This window comes from Cellulosimicrobium sp. BMG9.22 (genome assembly GCF_059159975.1).
This window is the reverse complement of the sequence record NZ_JBZGBY010000020.1, coordinates 70,805-87,703: the sequence shown is the minus strand read 5'-3', so window position 1 is coordinate 87,703 and position 16,899 is coordinate 70,805. Positions and strand designations below refer to the sequence as shown.

The 16,899-nt window shown below is 74.0% G+C and carries 16 protein-coding genes; 9 read left to right on the top strand and 7 right to left on the bottom strand.

The window, feature by feature from the left end:
• Nucleotides 1–47: 47 nt before the first annotated feature.
• Complete coding sequence (gene nhaA / locus AC4H2H_RS13965) at nucleotides 48–1,463, bottom strand: Na+/H+ antiporter NhaA (RefSeq protein WP_494371414.1); 1,416 nt, start codon at nucleotides 1,461–1,463, stop codon at nucleotides 48–50.
• A gap of 418 nt (nucleotides 1,464–1,881) precedes the next feature.
• Here nhaA and AC4H2H_RS13960 point away from each other — a divergent pair, with 418 nt between their 5' ends.
• Both AC4H2H_RS13960 and AC4H2H_RS13955 read left to right on the top strand, forming a co-directional pair.
• Nucleotides 1,882–2,361: a nucleoside deaminase gene (locus tag AC4H2H_RS13960; protein WP_494371413.1), complete on the top strand. Its 480-nt coding sequence runs from the start codon at nucleotides 1,882–1,884 to the stop codon at nucleotides 2,359–2,361.
• Nucleotides 2,362–2,428: 67 nt separating this feature from the next.
• Nucleotides 2,429–3,904: an NCS2 family permease gene (locus AC4H2H_RS13955; protein ID WP_494371419.1), complete on the top strand. Its 1,476-nt coding sequence runs from the start codon at nucleotides 2,429–2,431 to the stop codon at nucleotides 3,902–3,904.
• A 39-nt stretch (nucleotides 3,905–3,943) separates the two neighbouring features.
• Here the strand turns inward: AC4H2H_RS13955 and AC4H2H_RS13950 are convergent, their stop codons facing one another.
• Nucleotides 3,944–4,834 (bottom strand): cytochrome c biogenesis CcdA family protein, encoded by an 891-nt coding sequence (locus AC4H2H_RS13950; RefSeq protein ID WP_494371412.1) that lies wholly within the window; start codon nucleotides 4,832–4,834, stop codon nucleotides 3,944–3,946.
• 3 nt (nucleotides 4,835–4,837) lie between these two features.
• Entirely contained in the window at nucleotides 4,838–5,464 is a 627-nt protein-coding gene (locus AC4H2H_RS13945) for a redoxin domain-containing protein (RefSeq protein WP_494371411.1), read from the bottom strand.
• Nucleotides 5,465–5,654: 190 nt separating this feature from the next.
• Here AC4H2H_RS13945 and AC4H2H_RS13940 point away from each other — a divergent pair, with 190 nt between their 5' ends.
• Both AC4H2H_RS13940 and AC4H2H_RS13935 read left to right on the top strand, forming a co-directional pair.
• Entirely contained in the window at nucleotides 5,655–6,848 is a 1,194-nt protein-coding gene (locus tag AC4H2H_RS13940; RefSeq protein ID WP_494371410.1) for a molybdopterin molybdotransferase MoeA, read from the top strand.
• Nucleotides 6,845–7,285: a molybdenum cofactor biosynthesis protein MoaE gene (locus AC4H2H_RS13935; RefSeq protein WP_494371409.1), complete on the top strand. Its 441-nt coding sequence runs from the start codon at nucleotides 6,845–6,847 to the stop codon at nucleotides 7,283–7,285. The genes AC4H2H_RS13940 and AC4H2H_RS13935 overlap by 4 nt, the downstream gene beginning before the upstream one ends.
• A gap of 16 nt (nucleotides 7,286–7,301) precedes the next feature.
• Here AC4H2H_RS13935 and AC4H2H_RS13930 read toward each other — a convergent pair whose 3' ends face one another.
• Nucleotides 7,302–7,559, bottom strand: a complete 258-nt coding sequence (locus AC4H2H_RS13930) for a hypothetical protein (protein ID WP_494371408.1) — start codon at nucleotides 7,557–7,559, stop codon at nucleotides 7,302–7,304.
• A 183-nt stretch (nucleotides 7,560–7,742) separates the two neighbouring features.
• Here AC4H2H_RS13930 and AC4H2H_RS13925 point away from each other — a divergent pair, with 183 nt between their 5' ends.
• Together AC4H2H_RS13925 and AC4H2H_RS13920 are read left to right on the top strand one after the other, a co-directional pair.
• Nucleotides 7,743–8,414: a helix-turn-helix domain-containing protein gene (locus AC4H2H_RS13925; RefSeq protein WP_494371407.1), complete on the top strand. Its 672-nt coding sequence runs from the start codon at nucleotides 7,743–7,745 to the stop codon at nucleotides 8,412–8,414.
• On the top strand, nucleotides 8,411–9,025 hold the full coding sequence (locus AC4H2H_RS13920; protein WP_494371406.1) for a DUF6036 family nucleotidyltransferase: 615 nt from the start codon (nucleotides 8,411–8,413) through the stop codon (nucleotides 9,023–9,025). The genes AC4H2H_RS13925 and AC4H2H_RS13920 overlap by 4 nt, the downstream gene beginning before the upstream one ends.
• Before the next feature lie 59 nt (nucleotides 9,026–9,084).
• Here the strand turns inward: AC4H2H_RS13920 and moaA are convergent, their stop codons facing one another.
• Nucleotides 9,085–10,191, bottom strand: a complete 1,107-nt coding sequence (gene moaA / locus AC4H2H_RS13915; protein ID WP_494371405.1) for a GTP 3',8-cyclase MoaA — start codon at nucleotides 10,189–10,191, stop codon at nucleotides 9,085–9,087.
• Between the two features lie 250 nt (nucleotides 10,192–10,441).
• Here moaA and AC4H2H_RS13910 point away from each other — a divergent pair, with 250 nt between their 5' ends.
• Genes AC4H2H_RS13910 through AC4H2H_RS13900 form a run of 3 tightly spaced genes read left to right on the top strand, consistent with a single transcriptional unit; the run spans nucleotide 10,442 to nucleotide 15,662 of the window.
• Nucleotides 10,442–11,809, top strand: coding sequence for an XdhC family protein (locus tag AC4H2H_RS13910; protein WP_494371404.1), 1,368 nt, complete (start codon nucleotides 10,442–10,444; stop codon nucleotides 11,807–11,809).
• Complete coding sequence (locus tag AC4H2H_RS13905; protein ID WP_494371403.1) at nucleotides 11,809–12,687, top strand: FAD binding domain-containing protein; 879 nt, start codon at nucleotides 11,809–11,811, stop codon at nucleotides 12,685–12,687. Before AC4H2H_RS13910 ends, AC4H2H_RS13905 begins: the two co-directional genes overlap by 1 nt.
• The gene (locus tag AC4H2H_RS13900; RefSeq protein ID WP_494371402.1) at nucleotides 12,684–15,662 is read left to right on the top strand and encodes a molybdopterin-dependent oxidoreductase; all 2,979 of its coding nucleotides are present in this window, start codon (nucleotides 12,684–12,686) and stop codon (nucleotides 15,660–15,662) included. Before AC4H2H_RS13905 ends, AC4H2H_RS13900 begins: the two co-directional genes overlap by 4 nt.
• Before the next feature lie 51 nt (nucleotides 15,663–15,713).
• Here the strand turns inward: AC4H2H_RS13900 and AC4H2H_RS13895 are convergent, their stop codons facing one another.
• Nucleotides 15,714–16,406: a nucleotidyltransferase family protein gene (locus tag AC4H2H_RS13895; protein ID WP_494371401.1), complete on the bottom strand. Its 693-nt coding sequence runs from the start codon at nucleotides 16,404–16,406 to the stop codon at nucleotides 15,714–15,716.
• Nucleotides 16,403–16,813 (bottom strand): winged helix-turn-helix transcriptional regulator, encoded by a 411-nt coding sequence (locus tag AC4H2H_RS13890; protein ID WP_494371400.1) that lies wholly within the window; start codon nucleotides 16,811–16,813, stop codon nucleotides 16,403–16,405. Before AC4H2H_RS13890 ends, AC4H2H_RS13895 begins: the two co-directional genes overlap by 4 nt.
• Between the last annotated feature and the right edge of the window lie 86 nt (nucleotides 16,814–16,899).

Sequence of the window (16,899 nt, the reverse complement as noted above, 5' to 3'; positions counted from 1 at the left end):
GCGCGCGGACCCGACCACGACCGCGCGCCCAGGTGCGCGACAACGCGTCAGGCGGGGGTCGGCGGGCGCCAGGGGAGGGGTGGGAGCCCGGGCGGGGGACCGGCGGCGCCGGGGGAGCAGAGGGGCCAGTGTTCGCCGAAGAGACGGAGGGCGAGGGAGCCGAGGACGGCGGCGACGAGCGACCCGGCGAGGATTCCGATCTTCGCCTGCTCAACGAGCGACTCGTCGTCGAACGCGAGCTCGGCGATGAACAGCGAGATGGTGAAGCCGATGCCCGCGAGGATGGCGCCGCCCAGCAGGTGCGAGAAGCGGACCCTGCCCGGGAGGTCACCCAGCCCGAGGCGCAGGGCGAGGGCCGAGGCGCCGAAGATGCCGATCGCGTTCCCGGCGACGAGAGCGACGGCGACGCCGATGGTCACGGGCGAGGTCGCGGCGACGCGCAGCGACTCGGCGTCGAGCCGCACGCCCGCGTTCGCGAGGCCGAACACGGGCACGACGACGTACGCGCTCCACGGGTGCAGCACGCGTTGCAGGCGCTCGCTCGTGGGGACGGCCGCGCGCGCGGCGAGCTCGGTGAGGTGCTCGCGCTCCGCCGTCGTCTCCTGGGCGAGGCGCTTGGCGTACTTCGGCACGACGGCGACGTCCGCGGGCCGCGACGAGCGCGAGGGGATCAGCAGCCCGACGAGCACGCCCGCGAGCGTCGCGTGGACGCCCGACGCGTAGACCGCGCCCCACAGCGCGACGCCGACGAGCACGTACGGCGTCAGGCGCCAGACACCGAGCCAGCGCAGCGCGAGGAACACGGCCACGAGGACGGCGGCGACGACCAGCCCGGGGAGCCAGAGGTCGTCGGTGTAGAACACGGCCATGACGGCGATGGCGCCGATGTCGTCGACGACGGCGAGCGTGAGGAGGAAGAGCCGGAGCTGGTCGGGGCAGCGCGGCCCGAACAGTGCGAGGATGCCGACGAGGAAGGCGGTGTCGGTCGACATGACGACGCCCCACCCGTGCTGCGCGGGCGACCCGGCGTTGAAGGCGAGGTAGACGAGCGCGGGCACCGCGAGACCGCCCAGCGCACCGAGCGCGGGGACGGCGACGGTCCGGCGGTTGCGCAGCTCGCCCGTCGTGACCTCGCGGTTGATCTCGAGGCCGATGACGAGGAAGAAGACCGCCATCGCGGCGTCGTTGACCCAGTGGTGCAGGTCCATCTCGAACGTCCATAGCCCGATGTGCCAGCCCGCGGTCGCCGACCACAGCGCGTCGTACGCGCCCGACCACGCGGAGTTGGCCCACACGAGCGCGACGACGGTCGCGGCCAGCAGCAGCATCGCGCCGCCTGCCTCGGTCGCGAGGAACGAGCGCAGCGACGGCGCGACGGGACGGAGCTGGAACCGCAGCGGGGGACCGGGGCGCGAAGGGACGCGCGCGATCGGGAACGACGACGGCGCGACGGGGTCGGTCACGGCACCTCCGGGGTGGGTCGGGTCGGGGAGACGCCGTCGGCGCAGGATCCGCCGGGACGACACTGTTGCGCTCGCCGACGTCGGGCCTCGCCGGGTGACAACTCTCGCGGGCGCGGGATGCTTCCGCAAACCCCACGAGCCACGTGTGGCGGCGTCAGGCCATCTGGTCCGTATCGTGGAAAAGTTCTTCCGAAAGCCTTGTGTCCTCCGTCACGCGCTGTTAGCGTCGTGCGTGCCAACGGCGGGCCCGGGCCGAGCGAGAGCTCGGTGGTCGACGCGATCGATCCGACACCGGCAGCTACCAACCAGGCGGACAAGAACACTCGCCTGCAGCGCCCGCCGCCCGCCCCGGCCTCGACGTCGAGCCGGTCCACCGGTCGGATCCACCGGGTCGCTGCCCGAACCGTGGAGACTCACCATGGACACTCTTGCCGTGGACGCAGCACACCTGGACCGAGCCGTCGCCCTCGCGGTCGACAGCGTCGCGAACGCCGGAGGACCCTTCGGCGCCGTGATCGTCACCGCCGAGGGGCAGATCTTCGAGGGCAACAACCGGGTCACGCAGGACAACGACCCGACCGCGCACGCCGAGGTCACCGCGATCCGGCGCGCGTGCGCCGCGCTCGGCACGTTCGACCTCACCGGCGCGACGCTCTACTCGAGCTGCGAGCCGTGCCCGATGTGCCTCGCGTCGTCCCTGTGGGCGCGCGTGGACGCCGTGTACTTCGCTGCCGACCGCCACGACGCCGCGCACGCCGGCTTCGACGACGCCGCCTTCTACGACTTCTTCGAAGGTGACCCGGCCGACCGCGCCATGCGCGTCGTGCACGAGCGCACCGCGACCGCGACCGCGCCGTTCGACGCCTGGCGCGTCCTCGAGTCCCGGATCGAGTACTGACCGGCCCGCGCCGGTCCGTACCGACGATCCAGCACCGAAAGGACACAAGGACGTGACCCTCCTCGGCATGCGGCGGGACACCGCCGAGAACGACGACCCCCGCGGCACGACGCCGGCCCCGAACCGGCTCGACCGCTACTTCCGGATCACCGAACGCGGCTCGACCACGGGGCGCGAGCTCCGCGGCGGCCTGGTGACCTTCTTCGCGATGGCGTACATCGTCATCCTCAATCCCCTCATCCTCGGCGGCACGAGCGCGGAGAACGCCCCCACTGACGTCGCGGGCGGCTGGCTCGCCACCGCCCAGGTCGGCGCGATGACCGGCCTCGCGGCGGGCGCGCTGACCATCCTGTTCGGTCTCGTCGCGAACCTCCCGTTCGCGCTCGCCGCCGGGCTGGGCATCAACTCCTTCCTCGCCGTCGCCGTCATCGGCGACGTCACGTGGCCAGAGGCGATGGGCCTCGTCCTGATCAACGGCCTCCTCATCGTGCTGCTCGCCGTGACGGGCGCGCGGTCGGCGATCTTCAACGCCGTGCCGCGCGAGCTCAAGGCCGCGATCACCGTCGGCATCGGCCTGTTCATCGCGTTCATCGGGTTCGTCGACGCCGGTTTCGTCACCCGGACCCCGGGCGGCCCGCCGGTGCAGCTCGGCGACGGTGGCTCGATCACCTCGGTCCCGACGCTCGTGTTCGTCGTCGGTCTGCTGACCATGGGGATCCTCGTCGCACGCAAGGTGAAGGGCGGCCTGCTCATCGGGCTCGTCGCGACGACCGTCGTCGCGATCGTCGCCGAGTCCGTGCTTCAGCTCGGGCCTGCCTCGGACGACAACCCCGGCGGCTGGCACCTCACCGTGCCGGCGCTGCCGAGCTCGCTCGTCTCGGTCCCGGACCTCAGCCTCTTCGGGCAGCTCTCGTTCGGCGCGTTCGACCGGATCGGGGCGCTCGCGGCCACGATGCTCGTGTTCACCCTGTTCTTCACGAACTTCTTCGACGCGATGGGCACGATGACGGGGCTCGCCAAGCAGGGCGGTCTCGCCGACGCCGACGGGAACTTCCCGCGGATCAAGTCGGCGCTCGTCGTCGAGGGGGTGGGCGCGGTCGTCGGCGGCGCGACGTCGTCGTCGTCGAACACGGTGTTCGTCGACTCGGCGGCGGGCGTGGGGGAAGGTGCCCGGACCGGGCTCGCGTCCGTCGTGACCGGCGGGCTGTTCCTCGTCGCGATGTTCCTCACGCCGCTCACCGCGGTCGTGCCCATCGAGGTCGCGAGCGCCGTGCTCGTCGTCGTGGGCGCGATGATGATGCGCGAGATCAAGGAGATCGACCTCGGCGACTTCGCCGTCGCGCTGCCGGTCTTCCTCACGATCGTGACGATGCCCCTCACCTACTCGATCGCCAACGGCATCGGCATCGGGTTCGTCACCTGGGTCCTGCTGCAGTTCGCGTGCGGCAGGGCGCGCGACGTCCACCCGCTGCTGTGGGTGGTGGCGGCCGGGTTCGTCGTGTACTTCGTGCGCGGACCGCTGACCGCCGTGGTCGGCGGCTGACGCGAGGGTGGGCCGGGGGTGGCCGGACGTCCCGTCCGGTCACCCCTGCTCGCGCACGGCCGCGGCGTCGCGCTCGGCGATCCTGCGGCGGCGCACGAGCCAGGTCGCGACGGCGACGACGCCGAGCAGACCGAGGAGCACCGCCACCGTCGCACCCGCGCCTGCCGAGGCCACCGCGTTCACCAGCGCGGACTGGAACCGCACCGCGGTGTCCACGACCGGGTCACCCGTGGCCCCGCCGGACAGCACCCGCACCTCGTACCAGCCGTACCACGCGACGTACGCGCCGGCGACGAGCAGCAGCAGCCCCGACACGCGGTAGACCGTCGGGGCCGCGCGCCGCAGCCAGCCGACGAGGCCGGCGGACGCGGTCGCCGCCGCGAGGGAGAGCACCCCCACGACGGCACCCATGCCGAGCGCGTAGACCACGTACACCGTGAGCGCTCCCGCCACGCCGCCCGAGCTCATGGCGCCGGCAGTCACGGCGAGGAACGGGGCGATCGTGCAGCTGAGCGACGCCAGCGCGAAGGTCACGCCGTAGCCCACCTGCGACCACCACGAGCGCTTCGGGGCGCGCCCGTAGCGTCCGAGCAGGCCGATGCCCAGGCTGTGCCCGGCGAGGAGCCACACGCCGAGCGCGACCAGGCCGATTCCCACGACGATCGTCACGACGGGCAGCCAGCGCTCGATGCCGACGGCGACCGTCGACAGGGCCGCGCCGATCACGGCGAAGACGAGCACGAAGCCGGTGGTCATGGCGAGGCTGAAGAACGCCCCGCGCCGGACCGCCCCCGCCGTGCTCGCGTCGCCGTCCGGCGGGGGCGTCGCGACGAGGAGCGTCAGGTAGGCGGGCAGCAGCGCGAAGCCGCACGGGTTGAACGCCGCGACCGCGCCGGCGACGAGCGCGACGGAGAGGAGGACCGGGTCCACGCCTCAGCCCTGCGCGAGCTGCGACGCCGCGTCGGAGAGCTGGTCGTGACCCATCGCCCCGGCGACGCCCTCCCACGAGCCGTCGGGCGCGACGAAGACGTACGAGGGCTGCGATACGACGCCGAAGTGGTTCCACACCGACCCGTCGCCGTCGACGAGGTGCGGGAACCCGTTCGTCCCCGTGTCGGCGACGAAGCCCTGCATCGCGTCCACCTCGCCGAGGCCGGGGACGCCGACGAAGGTCACCTCGCCGTCGAGCCCGGCCGCGATCTCGGCGACGGCCGGCGCCTCACCGCGGCAGATGCTGCACCACGGGGCCCAGAACCACAGGACGACCGGCTCGCCCGCGAGGGAGGCGAGGTCGAGCTCCGACCCGTCGAGCGTCGCCCCGGAGACCTGCAGGATCTCCGGGACTGGAACGGGCGCCGCGTCGGCGCTCTCGGTCTCCGTCGCGGTCGCCTCCGGCGTGCTCTCGGTGGGGCTCTCCGCGGGCTCCGCGGGCTCCTCGGCGGCAGGCTCCGACGCCGACGGCGTGGGAGGCGCGTCCTGCGCCGCCCCGCACGCGCCGACGGTCACGGCGAGCGTCGCGGCGAGCGCGACGGTGGTCAGGGTGCGGGCGGTGCGAGACATCACGGCTCCTGTGGCGTGGTCGGGGACCGGTGCGGACGGTCTCCCACGGTGTCCCTCCAGTGTGCCGCGCGACGACGGACTGCAGGGTGGTCCGACCGTGCCGAGGACCTGACGACTACCTGACGACGGATCTGCGAGACGATGCGGCGACGATGCCGGGGCGTCGCGCTCCGGCGGCTACCGTGTCCCCATGCCCATCTCGCTCGACGAGCACCGCGCCGACGTGGAGGCCCTGCTCGCCGGGCTCGCCCGCCGCGAGACGGTCGCGCTGGACGCCGCCGCGGGCAGGGTCCTGGCCGCCGACGTCATCGCACAGGTCCCCGTGCCGGCGTTCCGCAACGCGCAGATGGACGGGTTCGCGGTGCGAGCCGACGACGTCGGGCCCGGGGCGACGCTCCCGGTCCGCGGTGAGGTGCCGGCGGGCGCCCGGGACGTGCCGCCGCTCGTGCTCGGGCACGCCGCGCGCATCATGACCGGCGCCCCGGTCCCGGCCGGCGCCGACGCCGTGGTCCCGGTCGAGCGCACGTCCGTCGGGGCGTTCGACCCCGCGGAGCGACCCGCGCAGGTCCGGTTCGAGGCCGTGGTGGCCTGCGGCGCGTACGTCCGCGAGGCCGGGGACGACGTGCAGGCCGGCGCCCTGGTCGTGCCGCGCGGCGCCCTCCTCACGCCAGCGCGCGTCGCGGCGTGCGCGGCCGTCGGCGTCGGCGAGGTCGAGGTGTGGGCTCGGCCCCGCGTCGCCGTCGTGTCGACGGGCGCGGAGCTCGCCCGCCCCGGCGACCCGCTCGGCCCCGGGCAGGTCTACGACACCAACGCGCCGGCGCTCGCGGCCGCCGTCGCGCTCGCCGGGGGCGTCGTCGTGCGCCGCGAGCGCACGAGCGACGAGCCCGGGGCTCTCGAACGTGTCCTGGCCGACGCCGCCGCGTGCGCCGACCTCGTCCTCACGTCCGGGGGAGTGAGCCAGGGCGCCTACGAGGTCGTGAAGGACCTGCTCTCCGCCCACGGGGTCAGGTTCCGCGGCGTGGCGATGCAGCCGGGCGGCCCGCAGGGCTGGGGGACGTACGCGGGCACCCCGCTCGTCGCGTTCCCGGGCAACCCGGTCAGCGCGCAAGTGTCCTTCGTCGTGCTGGTCCGTGACGCGCTGCGCCGGGCCGGGGGACTGCCGCCCGTGCCGAGGGCCCGCGCCGTGCTCGCCGAGCCGGTGAGCTCGCCTCCCGGCCGCCGCCAGCTGCTGCGCGGCGCGCGGGAGGGAAGCACGGTCCGGCCCGTCGGCGGTCCGGGCTCGCACCTCGTCGTGACGATGGCACGCGCCGACGTGCTGATCGACGTACCGCTGCACGCGAACGCCCTGGCGGCGGGGGACGAGGTGGAGGTGTGGGAGCTGTGAGCGGACCTGCGCGCGAGGGCGCGGACGTGAGCCGGGTGACGACGGACGTGCTCGACGACGCCCTGTCGCGTGCCGTGGAGGACGCCGTCGGCGGGCCGGAGTGCGGGGCGGTGGTGACGTTTCGCGGCGTCGTGCGCGACGTCGACGACGACCGCGGCGTGACCGGGCTCGACTACGAGGCGCACCCCGACGCGACGGCCGTGCTGCGCCGGTGCGTCGACACCGTCGCGGCCGAGACGGGCCTGCGCGTCGCCGCGGTGCACCGCTACGGGACGCTGGTCGTCGGCGACGTCGCCCTCGTCGCGGCGGCGGCCGCGGGCCACCGCCGCGAGGCGTTCGAGGCCTGCTCGCTGCTCGTCGAGCGCATCAAGGCCGAGGTGCCGATCTGGAAGCGACAGCACTTCACCGACGGGGTCTCGGAGTGGGTCGGGCTGTAGCCCGGACGAGAATGCGTCAGCGCGCCGGGCGGTTGTCGAGCAGCATCCCGACACCGAGGCCCACGGCCGCACCGAGGACGAGGCCGAACCAGCTGAGGACGACGGTCCCCACGATCGCGCCGATCGCCACGCCCAGGACGCTCTTCGTCCCGGCCTTCCAGCTCTGCGAGTGCTCGTCCTGGCGGTAGATCGGCAGGGCGGAGGTGCTGTTGTCGGTGGTCTCGGGGTTGCTGGTCGTCGGCCGGTTCGTCGGCGCGGGGGAGATCGTCGTCACGGACTCCATGGTAGAGAGCGGCGTTTCGCCTGACCTGGGAGAACGCGTCACGGTGACCGGCTTCACCCTATGACGTGCACGACATCACGGGTGCCGCACGAGTGAGTTCGCCGAGGTACGGACGGGCGGTCCCGATCGGAGCAACAAGGTTTTTCCAGCAAAGTTGGAGATAGCATGGGGTGTATGGCCTCGACCCCGATCTTCCGCAGCGACCTGCAGGAGCGCGTCCTGCGTGAGGTCTTCGAGGACTCGCGCCCGCGGACAGCGTCCGACATCGCGCGGCACATCGGCGCGCCGGTCTCCACGGTCTCACGAGAGACGAACCGGCTCGTCGGCGCCGGAATGCTGACGGCGCGCGTCGACGGGCGAAGGCACCTGCTCGTTCCCAACCTGCGCAACCCGTACACGCGGGCCGTCCTCGGTGCGTTCGAGCACGCGGAGTCGGTCGATGCCGCGAGGCGGGAGAGGGTCAGGTCCTGGCGGACGGCGGACGAGATCGCGGCGAACGTCACGGCGGAGCTGGACAGGGGTGACGACTCGATGGCGTTGCGCCTGCTCCTGGACGGCATCAACCGCGCGCCCATGGTCGCCCAGATCGACCGGCTGGACGAGATGCTCGCGGAGCCGCGCAGCATCGGCGACCAGAGGTGGGACACCTTGCTCGCGGCGAGCGTGCAGTTCATGTGTCGCCGACTCGGCCGCACGCCGCCGCGGTGGAGTCGCAAGCCGACGTTGCCCGCGTGGTGGTGGCCCGCCCAGGAAGGATCGCTCGCTGCGAGAACCGTCGCCCGTACGCCGATCGACTTCAAGCGGGTAGGCATCTGGTTCGACGAGCAGAACTTCGCGACGGCATGAGCCACGGTCAGACCCTGACCCGGCAGCAGCTTCTCGGTCTGCTGACGGAGCTCGGCGCGGAGCTGCACCGGGACGGGCTGCACGCCGACCTCTATCTCGTCGGGGGAGCGGCCATCGCTCTGACTCTCGACACGCGGCGACTGACCGAGGACGTCGACGCGATGTTCCGCTCCGCCCGCCGGGACGTTCGTTCAGCGGCCGCGGAGGTCGCCGCACGGCACGGACTCAGCGCCGGCTGGATCAACTCGAGTGCGGCCGCCTTCCTCCCCGACGAGGACGACCCGGACGCCGTCGCGCTCGACGTCCCCGGGCTGTCGATCTCGGTGGCGTCTCCGGAGCACCTCCTCGCGATGAAGATGGTCGCTGCCCGGCCAGGACGAGACTGGGACGACCTCGTGCTGCTCTTCGAGCATCTCGGGATCACCGACCCTCAGCAGGCCGTCGACATCGTGCAGCGCCTCTACGGCGACAACGACGTCGTCATGTCGGACCCGCCGGAGTCGTACCTCTACCTCGCCCGGGACGTGATCCGCCTGAGCGGACGCAGGCGCGAGGCCGGAGCGGACGCCGTGCCGCTCGACCCGACGCGCAGGCCACCCGCCCACGGCTGAGCGCCGACCGGCGCCGCCGACGAGCGGCCCGTCGGTCGATCGCTGGGCTGCCTGCCCGATCAGCCGCCGATCGCGCCCATGCTGCGCGACGTCGGGGCGAACGCGTCGGCGGCGAGCGTCGGGGTGTCGCTGCCGTGGGCGAGCGGCTTGCGCCACATGGCGCCCTGCCACGCGCGCGCGACGGCGTCGTCGCGCTCGTCGTCGGTGAGGTCCGTCGAGCGCAGGATCGCGCGCAGGTCGGTCTCGTCGTCGCCGAAGAGGCACGAGCGCACAGTCCCCTCGGCGGTGAGGCGCGTGCGGTCGCACGCCCCGCAGAACGACCGCGTGACCGACGCGATGATGCCGACGGTCTGGGGGCCGCCGTCGACGAGCCACTCCTCGGCGGGCGCCGACGGGTCGTCCCGGCCGACCTCGAGCAGGTCGAACCGGTCCCCGAGCACGCGCAGCAGGTCCTGTGCCGACACGAGGTCGCCGCGCGTCCAGTGCCCGTCCGCGTCGAGCGGCATCTGCTCGATGAACCGCAGGTGGCAGCCGTGATCGACGGCCCACGCGAGCAGCTCCGCTGCGCCCGCGAGCGTCTCTGGCATGAGGACCGCGTTGAGCTTGACCGGGGCGAGGCCCGCCGCGAGCGCCGCACGGATGCCCGCCTGGACGTCCGCGAGGCGGTCCCGCCGCGTGAGGCGCGCGAAGTCGACGCGGTCGACCGAGTCCAGCGAGATGTTCACGCGGTCGAGCCCGGCGGCGACCAGCCCCTGGACGCGCTTGTCCAGGCCGATCGCGTTGGTGGTCATGGAGAGCGAGACGTCGGGCGCCGCGGCACGTGCGGCGCGCAGGATGTCCTCCAGGTCGCGTCGCATGAGCGGCTCGCCCCCCGTGAACCGGACGTCCGTGATGCCGAGCCGACCGACGGCGACGCGCACCACCCGGCCGATCTCGTCGGGCGTCAGCAGATTCTCGCGCGCGATGGCCGGCAGACCCTCGGCCGGCATGCAGTACGTGCAGCGCAGCGAGCACTTCTCGGTGATCGAGATGCGCAGGTCGCGTGCCACGCGGCCGTACCGGTCGACCAGCGCGTCGGTCTCCGGCCGGCCCTCGAAGGAGACGGCGGCGAAAGCACCGGGCGCGGCCGGGCGCGGCCTGGGCATCCCGAGGGAGACGGCGGTCATGCCACCGATCGTAGACACGTCCCGTGACGCGCGCGTTACCGCGTGCTAGCGTGGACTCCACTTCGCGGAACCTCGATTCCGTGAAGCGGAAGAGTTGAGCGAAGTCTCATGAGCAGTCCACAGGCGGATTCAAGCCCTGTGTTTCCGGCGCGTCACAGCCGACGCGGATCCGGACACGCAGGGGACTCACCGCAAGGGTTCACTGGAAGGACGCCGGTTCGCCGGCACCCTGGCGGAAGCGAGATCCACGATGCTCCACATCGTCGACCAGATCGCCCCGTGGCTCGGCCCGGGGCGGCCCCCGTTCGCCGTCGCGACCGTGGTCGCGGCGTCCGGCTCCGTGCCGCGACCGGTCGGCACCGCGATGGCCGTGCGCGCGGACGGCGCCGTCGTCGGTAGCCTGTCCGGCGGGTGCGTCGAGGGCGCGGTGCACGCCGCCGCGCTCGACGCGATCACGTCCGGCGCGTGCCACCGCGAGACGTTCGGCTACAGCGACGACGACGCGTTCGCCGTCGGCCTGAGCTGCGGCGGCACGCTGGAGGTGCACGTCCAGCCCGTCTTCCCCGGGGACGCCGCTGCACGCGCCCTCGCCGTGTTCGCGTCCCCGCCCGACGACGGAGCGCCCACCAGCGTCGGGGCTCCGGCCGGGCGTGGGGCGGGCGAGACGCCTGCGGGGCGGGGAGCAGCAGGCGCGACGGCGGCGCTCGTGCGACGGATCGACGGCGCACGACCGACGGCGGTCCTCATGGACCCGCGCGCCGCGGACGAGCGCTCGGTCGCGGTCGCGCTGCGCGACCTGGTCGGGCGCGGCCCCCTGGACGCCGCTGCCGCGCAGGTCGTCGCCGTGCTGCGCGCCGGCGGAACGGCCACCGTGCACGCGGCGCACGGCGCGCCCGGTGCGGCGAGAACCGTGAGGTCCGCCGGCGGGTCGAGCCGTGACGATGCGACGGCACCGCGCGCGGGCGACGCGATCGCGGGCCGTCCAGGCGCGGCGTGCGACGACGAGGCCACGGAGCCCGTGACGCTGCTCGTCGAGACCCGCCTGCCCGCTCCGCGGTTCCTGGTGTTCGGCGGGAACGACTTCGCCGGTGCGCTCCTGCGCAGCGTGCGGCTCCTCGGCTACCGCGTGACGCTGGTCGACGCCCGCGAGGTCTTCGCGGACGCGCGTCGCTTCCCTGAGGCGGACGACGTCGTCGTCGAGTGGCCCGACCGCTACCTCGCGGGCGAGGCGGGCGCCGGGCGCGTCGACGCCCGTACCGCCGTCGCCGTCCTCACGCACGACGCCAAGTTCGACGTGCCGCTCCTGCGCCTCGCGCTCGACCTGCCGCTCGCGTACGTCGGGGCGATGGGCTCGCGCCGCTCGCACGCCCAGCGCGTGGCGACGCTGCGAGCGGAGGGCGTCTCGGACGCGTCGCTCGCACGCCTGCGCTCGCCCATCGGGCTCGACCTCGGGGCCGTCACGCCCGAGGAGGTCGCGGTCTCGATCACCGCCGAGCTGGTCGCGACCCGCCACGGCCGGGCCGCCGTCGTCCCGCTGAGCAGCACCGACGGCCCGCTGCACGGCGCTCCCACCCCTGCCCCCGCGCCCGTCCCCGTCACTCCCGAGGAGGCCCTCTGATGGACCTGAGCACCGTCACCGACCTCGTCCCGACGGCCGACCCCGCCGACTGGCGCGAGGGCGACGCGTGGCTCGCGGGCGGGACCGTCCTGTTCTCCTACGGCAGCCAGACGCTGCGGCGACTGCTCGACGTCACGAGCGCGGGCTGGCCCGCTCTCACCGTGACCGACGACGGCCTGGAGATCGCGGCGACGTGCACCGTCGCGGAGCTGTGGAGGTTCGAGGAGACGGCGCCCGGCGTCGCCGCGCGCGAGCGCTGGACGGCGCTCGACCTCGTGCGCCCGTGCTGCGACTCCTTCGTCGCGTCCTTCAAGATCTGGAACACGTCGACGGTCGGCGGGAACGTCTGCACGTCGCTGCCGGCCGGGCCGATGATCTCCCTCACCGCCGCGCTCGACGGCGTCGCCGAGGTCTGGGGGCCCGGCGGCACGCGCCGGACGCAGCCCGTCGCCGAGCTCGTCACGGGCGAGCTGCGCAACACCCTCGCTCCCGGTGAGCTCCTGCGGGCGATCCGGGTTCCGGACCACGTGCTGCGGTCGCGCACCGCGTTCCGTCGCCTGTCGCTGACGAACCTCGGGCGCTCGGGCGTGCTGCTGATCGGGCGCGTCGACCCGCCCGACGCAGAGTCCGACGCCAGGGGAGCCCTCGTCCTCACCGTCACCGCCTCGACGCGCCGCCCCGTGCAGCTCCGGTTCGCCGCGGACGACCTGCCGACCGCGGCGGACCTCGTCGCGGCGCTCGACGCCGCGATCCCGTTCGACCTGTACCACGACGACATCCACGGCCTGCCGCAGTGGCGCCGGGACATGACCTATCGCCTCGCCGAGGAGATCCGCGCGGAGCTCGTCGACGGCATCGCGGACGGAGGCCCTCGATGACCACGCCCCCCACGACCACACCCGCCACGCCGACGCCGACCCGTCCCGCGGGCGCGTCGTCGCCGATCGTCGTCGACGGCCGGTCCGTCGACACCGTGCCCCGTGCCGGCCAGTGCCTGCGCACCTACCTGCGCGAGCAGGGCGCGCTGGGCGTGAAGAAGGGCTGCGACGCCGGCGACTGCGGCGCCTGCACCGTGCACGTCGACGGCGTCCCCGTGCACTCGTGCGTCTACCCCGCGCGGCGCGCCGCGGGGCACGCGGTGACGACGATCCAGGGTCTCGCCGCGACGTCGTGCCGGGGTGGCGACGGCGAGGGCGCGTGCGACCACGAGCCGCACGGTCCGCAGGACGCGCTGCACCCCGTGCAGCAGCAGTTCCTCGACGCCCAGGGCTTCCAGTGCGGGTTCTGCACCGCCGGGATGATCATGACCGCGGCGACGTTCGACGACGCGCAGCGCGAGAACCTGCCCCGCAACCTCAAGGGCAACCTGTGCCGCTGCACCGGCTACCGCGCGATCGAGGACGCCGTCCTCGGCCGGGGCGACACGACCGGGACCGGCTCCGGTACGGGCGAGCGCCGGGCGTCGGGCGGCGACCAGGGCTCTACCTCGCCGGACCAGGCCTCTACCTCGGCCGGGCGCGCGTTCGGGGCCGACGTGCCCGCGCCCGCGGGGCGTGGGGTCGTGACGGGGACGGTGCGGTACACGCTCGACGTGGACCCGGCGGAGTACCCGGGCCTCGCGCACCTCAAGCTCGTCCGGTCGCCGCACGCGCACGCCCGCGTCGTCGCGATCGACACGACGGCGGCACTCGCGGTGCCAGGCGTCCTCGCGGTGCTCACGCACCAGGACGCGCCCGAGACGCGCTTCTCGACGGCCCAGCACGAGCTCATCACCGACGACCCGGACGACACGCGCATCCTCGACGACGTCGTCCGTCACGTCGGCCAGCGCGTCGCCGCGGTCGTCGCGGAGACGGTCGCCGCCGCCGAGGAGGGCGTGCGCAAGGTGCGCGTCGAGTACGAGGTGCTGCCCGCCGTCGTCGACCCGGAGGAGGCGATGGCGCCGGGCGCGCCGCTCGTGCACCCCGAGCTCGACCCGACCGCCGCGCGCGTGTCCCGACCCGAGGCGAACGTCGTCGCCGAGGTGCACAGCGAGCTCGGCGACGTCGAGCGCGGACTGGCCGAGGCCGACGTCGTGCACGAGGCCACGTACCGCACCCACCGCGTGCAGCACGCCGCGCTCGAGACGCACTGCTCCATCGCCTCGCTCGACGACGACGGGCGGCTCGTCGTGCGCTCGTCCACCCAGGTCCCCTTCCTCGCGCGTCGCCACCTCGCGCGCGTGCTCGACCTCGACCCGGCGCGCGTACGCGTGCACTGCGAGCGCGTCGGCGGCGGGTTCGGCGGGAAGCAGGAGGTGCTCACCGAGGACGTCGTCGCGCTCGCGACGCTGCGCCTCGGGCGACCCGTGCAGCTCGAGCTCACGCGCTCGGAGCAGTTCGTCGGCACGACGACGCGCCACCCCTTCCGTATCCGGGTGCGGGCGGGCGCGCGCCGCGACGGGACGCTCACCGCGTTGCAGCTCGACGTGCTGACCAACACCGGGGCGTACGGCAATCACGGGCCCGGCGTCATGTTCCACGGGTGCGGCGAGTCGCTCGCGGTGTACCGGTGCGAGAACAAGAAGGTCGACGCGCACAGCGTGTACACGAACACGGTGCCCTCCGGCGCGTTCCGCGGGTACGGGCTGTCGCAGATGATCTTCGCCGTCGAGTCCGCCGTCGACGAGCTCGCACGGCAGCTCGGCATGGACCCGCTCGAGCTGCGGCGCCGCAACGTCGTGCTCGAGGGCGAGCCGATGCTCTCGACGCGTCCCGAGCCCGAGCAGGACGTCCTGTACGGCAGCTACGGCCTCGACCAGTGCCTCGACCTCGCGCGCGACGCCCTCGAGCGCGGCCGGGCCCGCGACGTCGCCGCGTACGGCGCCGGCCCGGATGCCGGTCCGGTCGCTGCGATGCCGTGGCTCGGCGAGGAGTGGGGGATCGGCGAGGGGGTCGCGCTGTCGATGATCGACACCGTGCCGCCCCGCGGGCACTACTCCCACTCGCGCGTCCGGCTGCGCGCCGACGGCGTCGTCGAGGCGGAGGTCGGCACCGCCGAGTTCGGCAACGGCACCACGACGGTCCACGCCCAGCTCGTCGCGAGCGCGCTCGGGCAGGACGCGGGCGCGGTCGTCGTGCGGCAGTCCGACACCGACCTCCTCGAGCACGACACCGGCGCGTTCGGGTCCACCGGCACCGTCGTCGCGGGCAAGGCGTCGCTCGCGGCGGCGCAGGACCTCGCGGAGGCGGTGCTCAAGGTCGCGGCCGGGTCCGCCGGGACGGGCGCCGACGACTGCCGGCTCGTGCCGGGCGGCGTCGACTGCGCCGGGACCGTCGTCCCGCTCGCCGACGTCGCGCGCGTGGCCGCCGAGGCCGGCATCGACCTCTGCGCCGAGGGCCGCTGGGGCGGCACGCCGCGCTCCGTCGCGTTCAACGTGCACGGGTTCCGCGTCGCCGTGCACCGCGGCACCGGCGAGATCCGCATCCTGCAGTCCGTCCAGGCCGCCGACGCCGGCGAGGTCGTCAACCCGCGCCAGTGCCGCGGCCAGGTCGAGGGCGGCATCGCGCAGGCGCTCGGCGCCGCGCTCTACGAGCACGTGGTCATCGACGACACCGGGCGCGTCACGACCGACATCTTCCGCCAGTACCACCTGCCGACGTTCGCGGACACCCCGCGGAGCGAGGTGTACTTCGCCCGCACGTCGGACAGCACCGGTCCGCTGGGCGCGAAGTCCATGAGCGAGAGCCCGTTCAACCCCGTCGCGCCCGCGCTCGCCAACGCGATCCGGGCCGCGACGGGCGTCCGGTTCACGGAGCTGCCGCTCGCGCGGGACCGGGTGTACCTGGGCATCAAGGCCGCCCCCACCCGCTGAGTGCATGAAATAGTCGCGCCGGACGGGCTCGGACGCGACTATTTCATGCACTCAGCGGTCGGGTGGGGCGAGGAGGTCGAGGTCGGCCTCGGTGTCGAGGTCGCGGCCGTCGCCGGGGTGGTCGACGACGTCGACGAGGTCCGCGTGCGCCTGCAGGAAGTCGCGGGCGCCGTGGTCGCCGTGCGCGGTCGCGACGGCGGCGGTCGCGAGCGAGGCGTCGAGGACGAGCGGGTGGGACCAGCGGGGCTCTTCGCCCGCGTCGGCGGGAGAGACCGCCGCGGCGTCGTGCTCGACGGCGGCCGTCCAGCGCGAGGCGACCACGCGCCCCGGGCGGTGGGCGGCGAGGAGGCGCGCGACGTCGTCGGGCAGCACACCCGGCTGGTCCGCGTGCGCGACGACGACCCGCGCGGCGCGCTCCGACAGTGCTGCTATGACGCCCTGGCGCAGGGACGAGGCCATGCCGGACGCCCAGTCCTCGTTGACGACGACCCGCACGCCGGGAGCGTCGAGCGCGGACTCGGTGCGGACTTGGTCCGCGCCCGCCCCGAGGACGACCACGACGACGTCGCAGCCTCCGTCCCGGAGCACGCCCGTGACGTGCTCGACGAGCGGCCGCCCGTGGTGCCGGAGCAGCACCTTCGGGCCACGACCGAGCCGCGTCCCGGCGCCGGCCGCGAGCAGGAGGCCGACCGTTCGTCCCGCGACGAGCGACGGGTCCGGGACGTCCGCCGCGGAGGTGGTCACGCGCCGTCGTGGCGCGCGTCGTACGCGCGCTGGGACGAGGTGACCTCGTCGACGGCGCCCTCCAGCACGTCGATGAGCGCGGAGAGGCTGTCGGCCACGCGGGCACCGAGCTCGGTGAGGGAGTACTCGACGTGCGGGGGGATGGTCGTACGGACCTCGCGCACGACGATGCCGTCGCGCTCGAGCGCCTGCAGCGTCTGGGCGAGCATCTTCTCGCTCACGCCGTCGATCCGGCGTCGCAGCGCGTTGAAGCGCACGGCGCCGTCGCGCAGACCGGCGACCGCCAGGACGCCCCAGCGCCCGGTCACGGACTCCAGCACGTGCCGGGAGGTGCAGCTGCGCTGGAACACGTCGGCGACCATCTCGTCGGTCGGGCCGACGTCGCGCGCGTCGAGTTCCGTCGTCATGCCGTCAGGATAGTGCGCGCGCCCTCCGAACGTGCTGTGAGATACATCGCACGCACTGCACGGGGGCACTATCAAAAAGTTAGTGC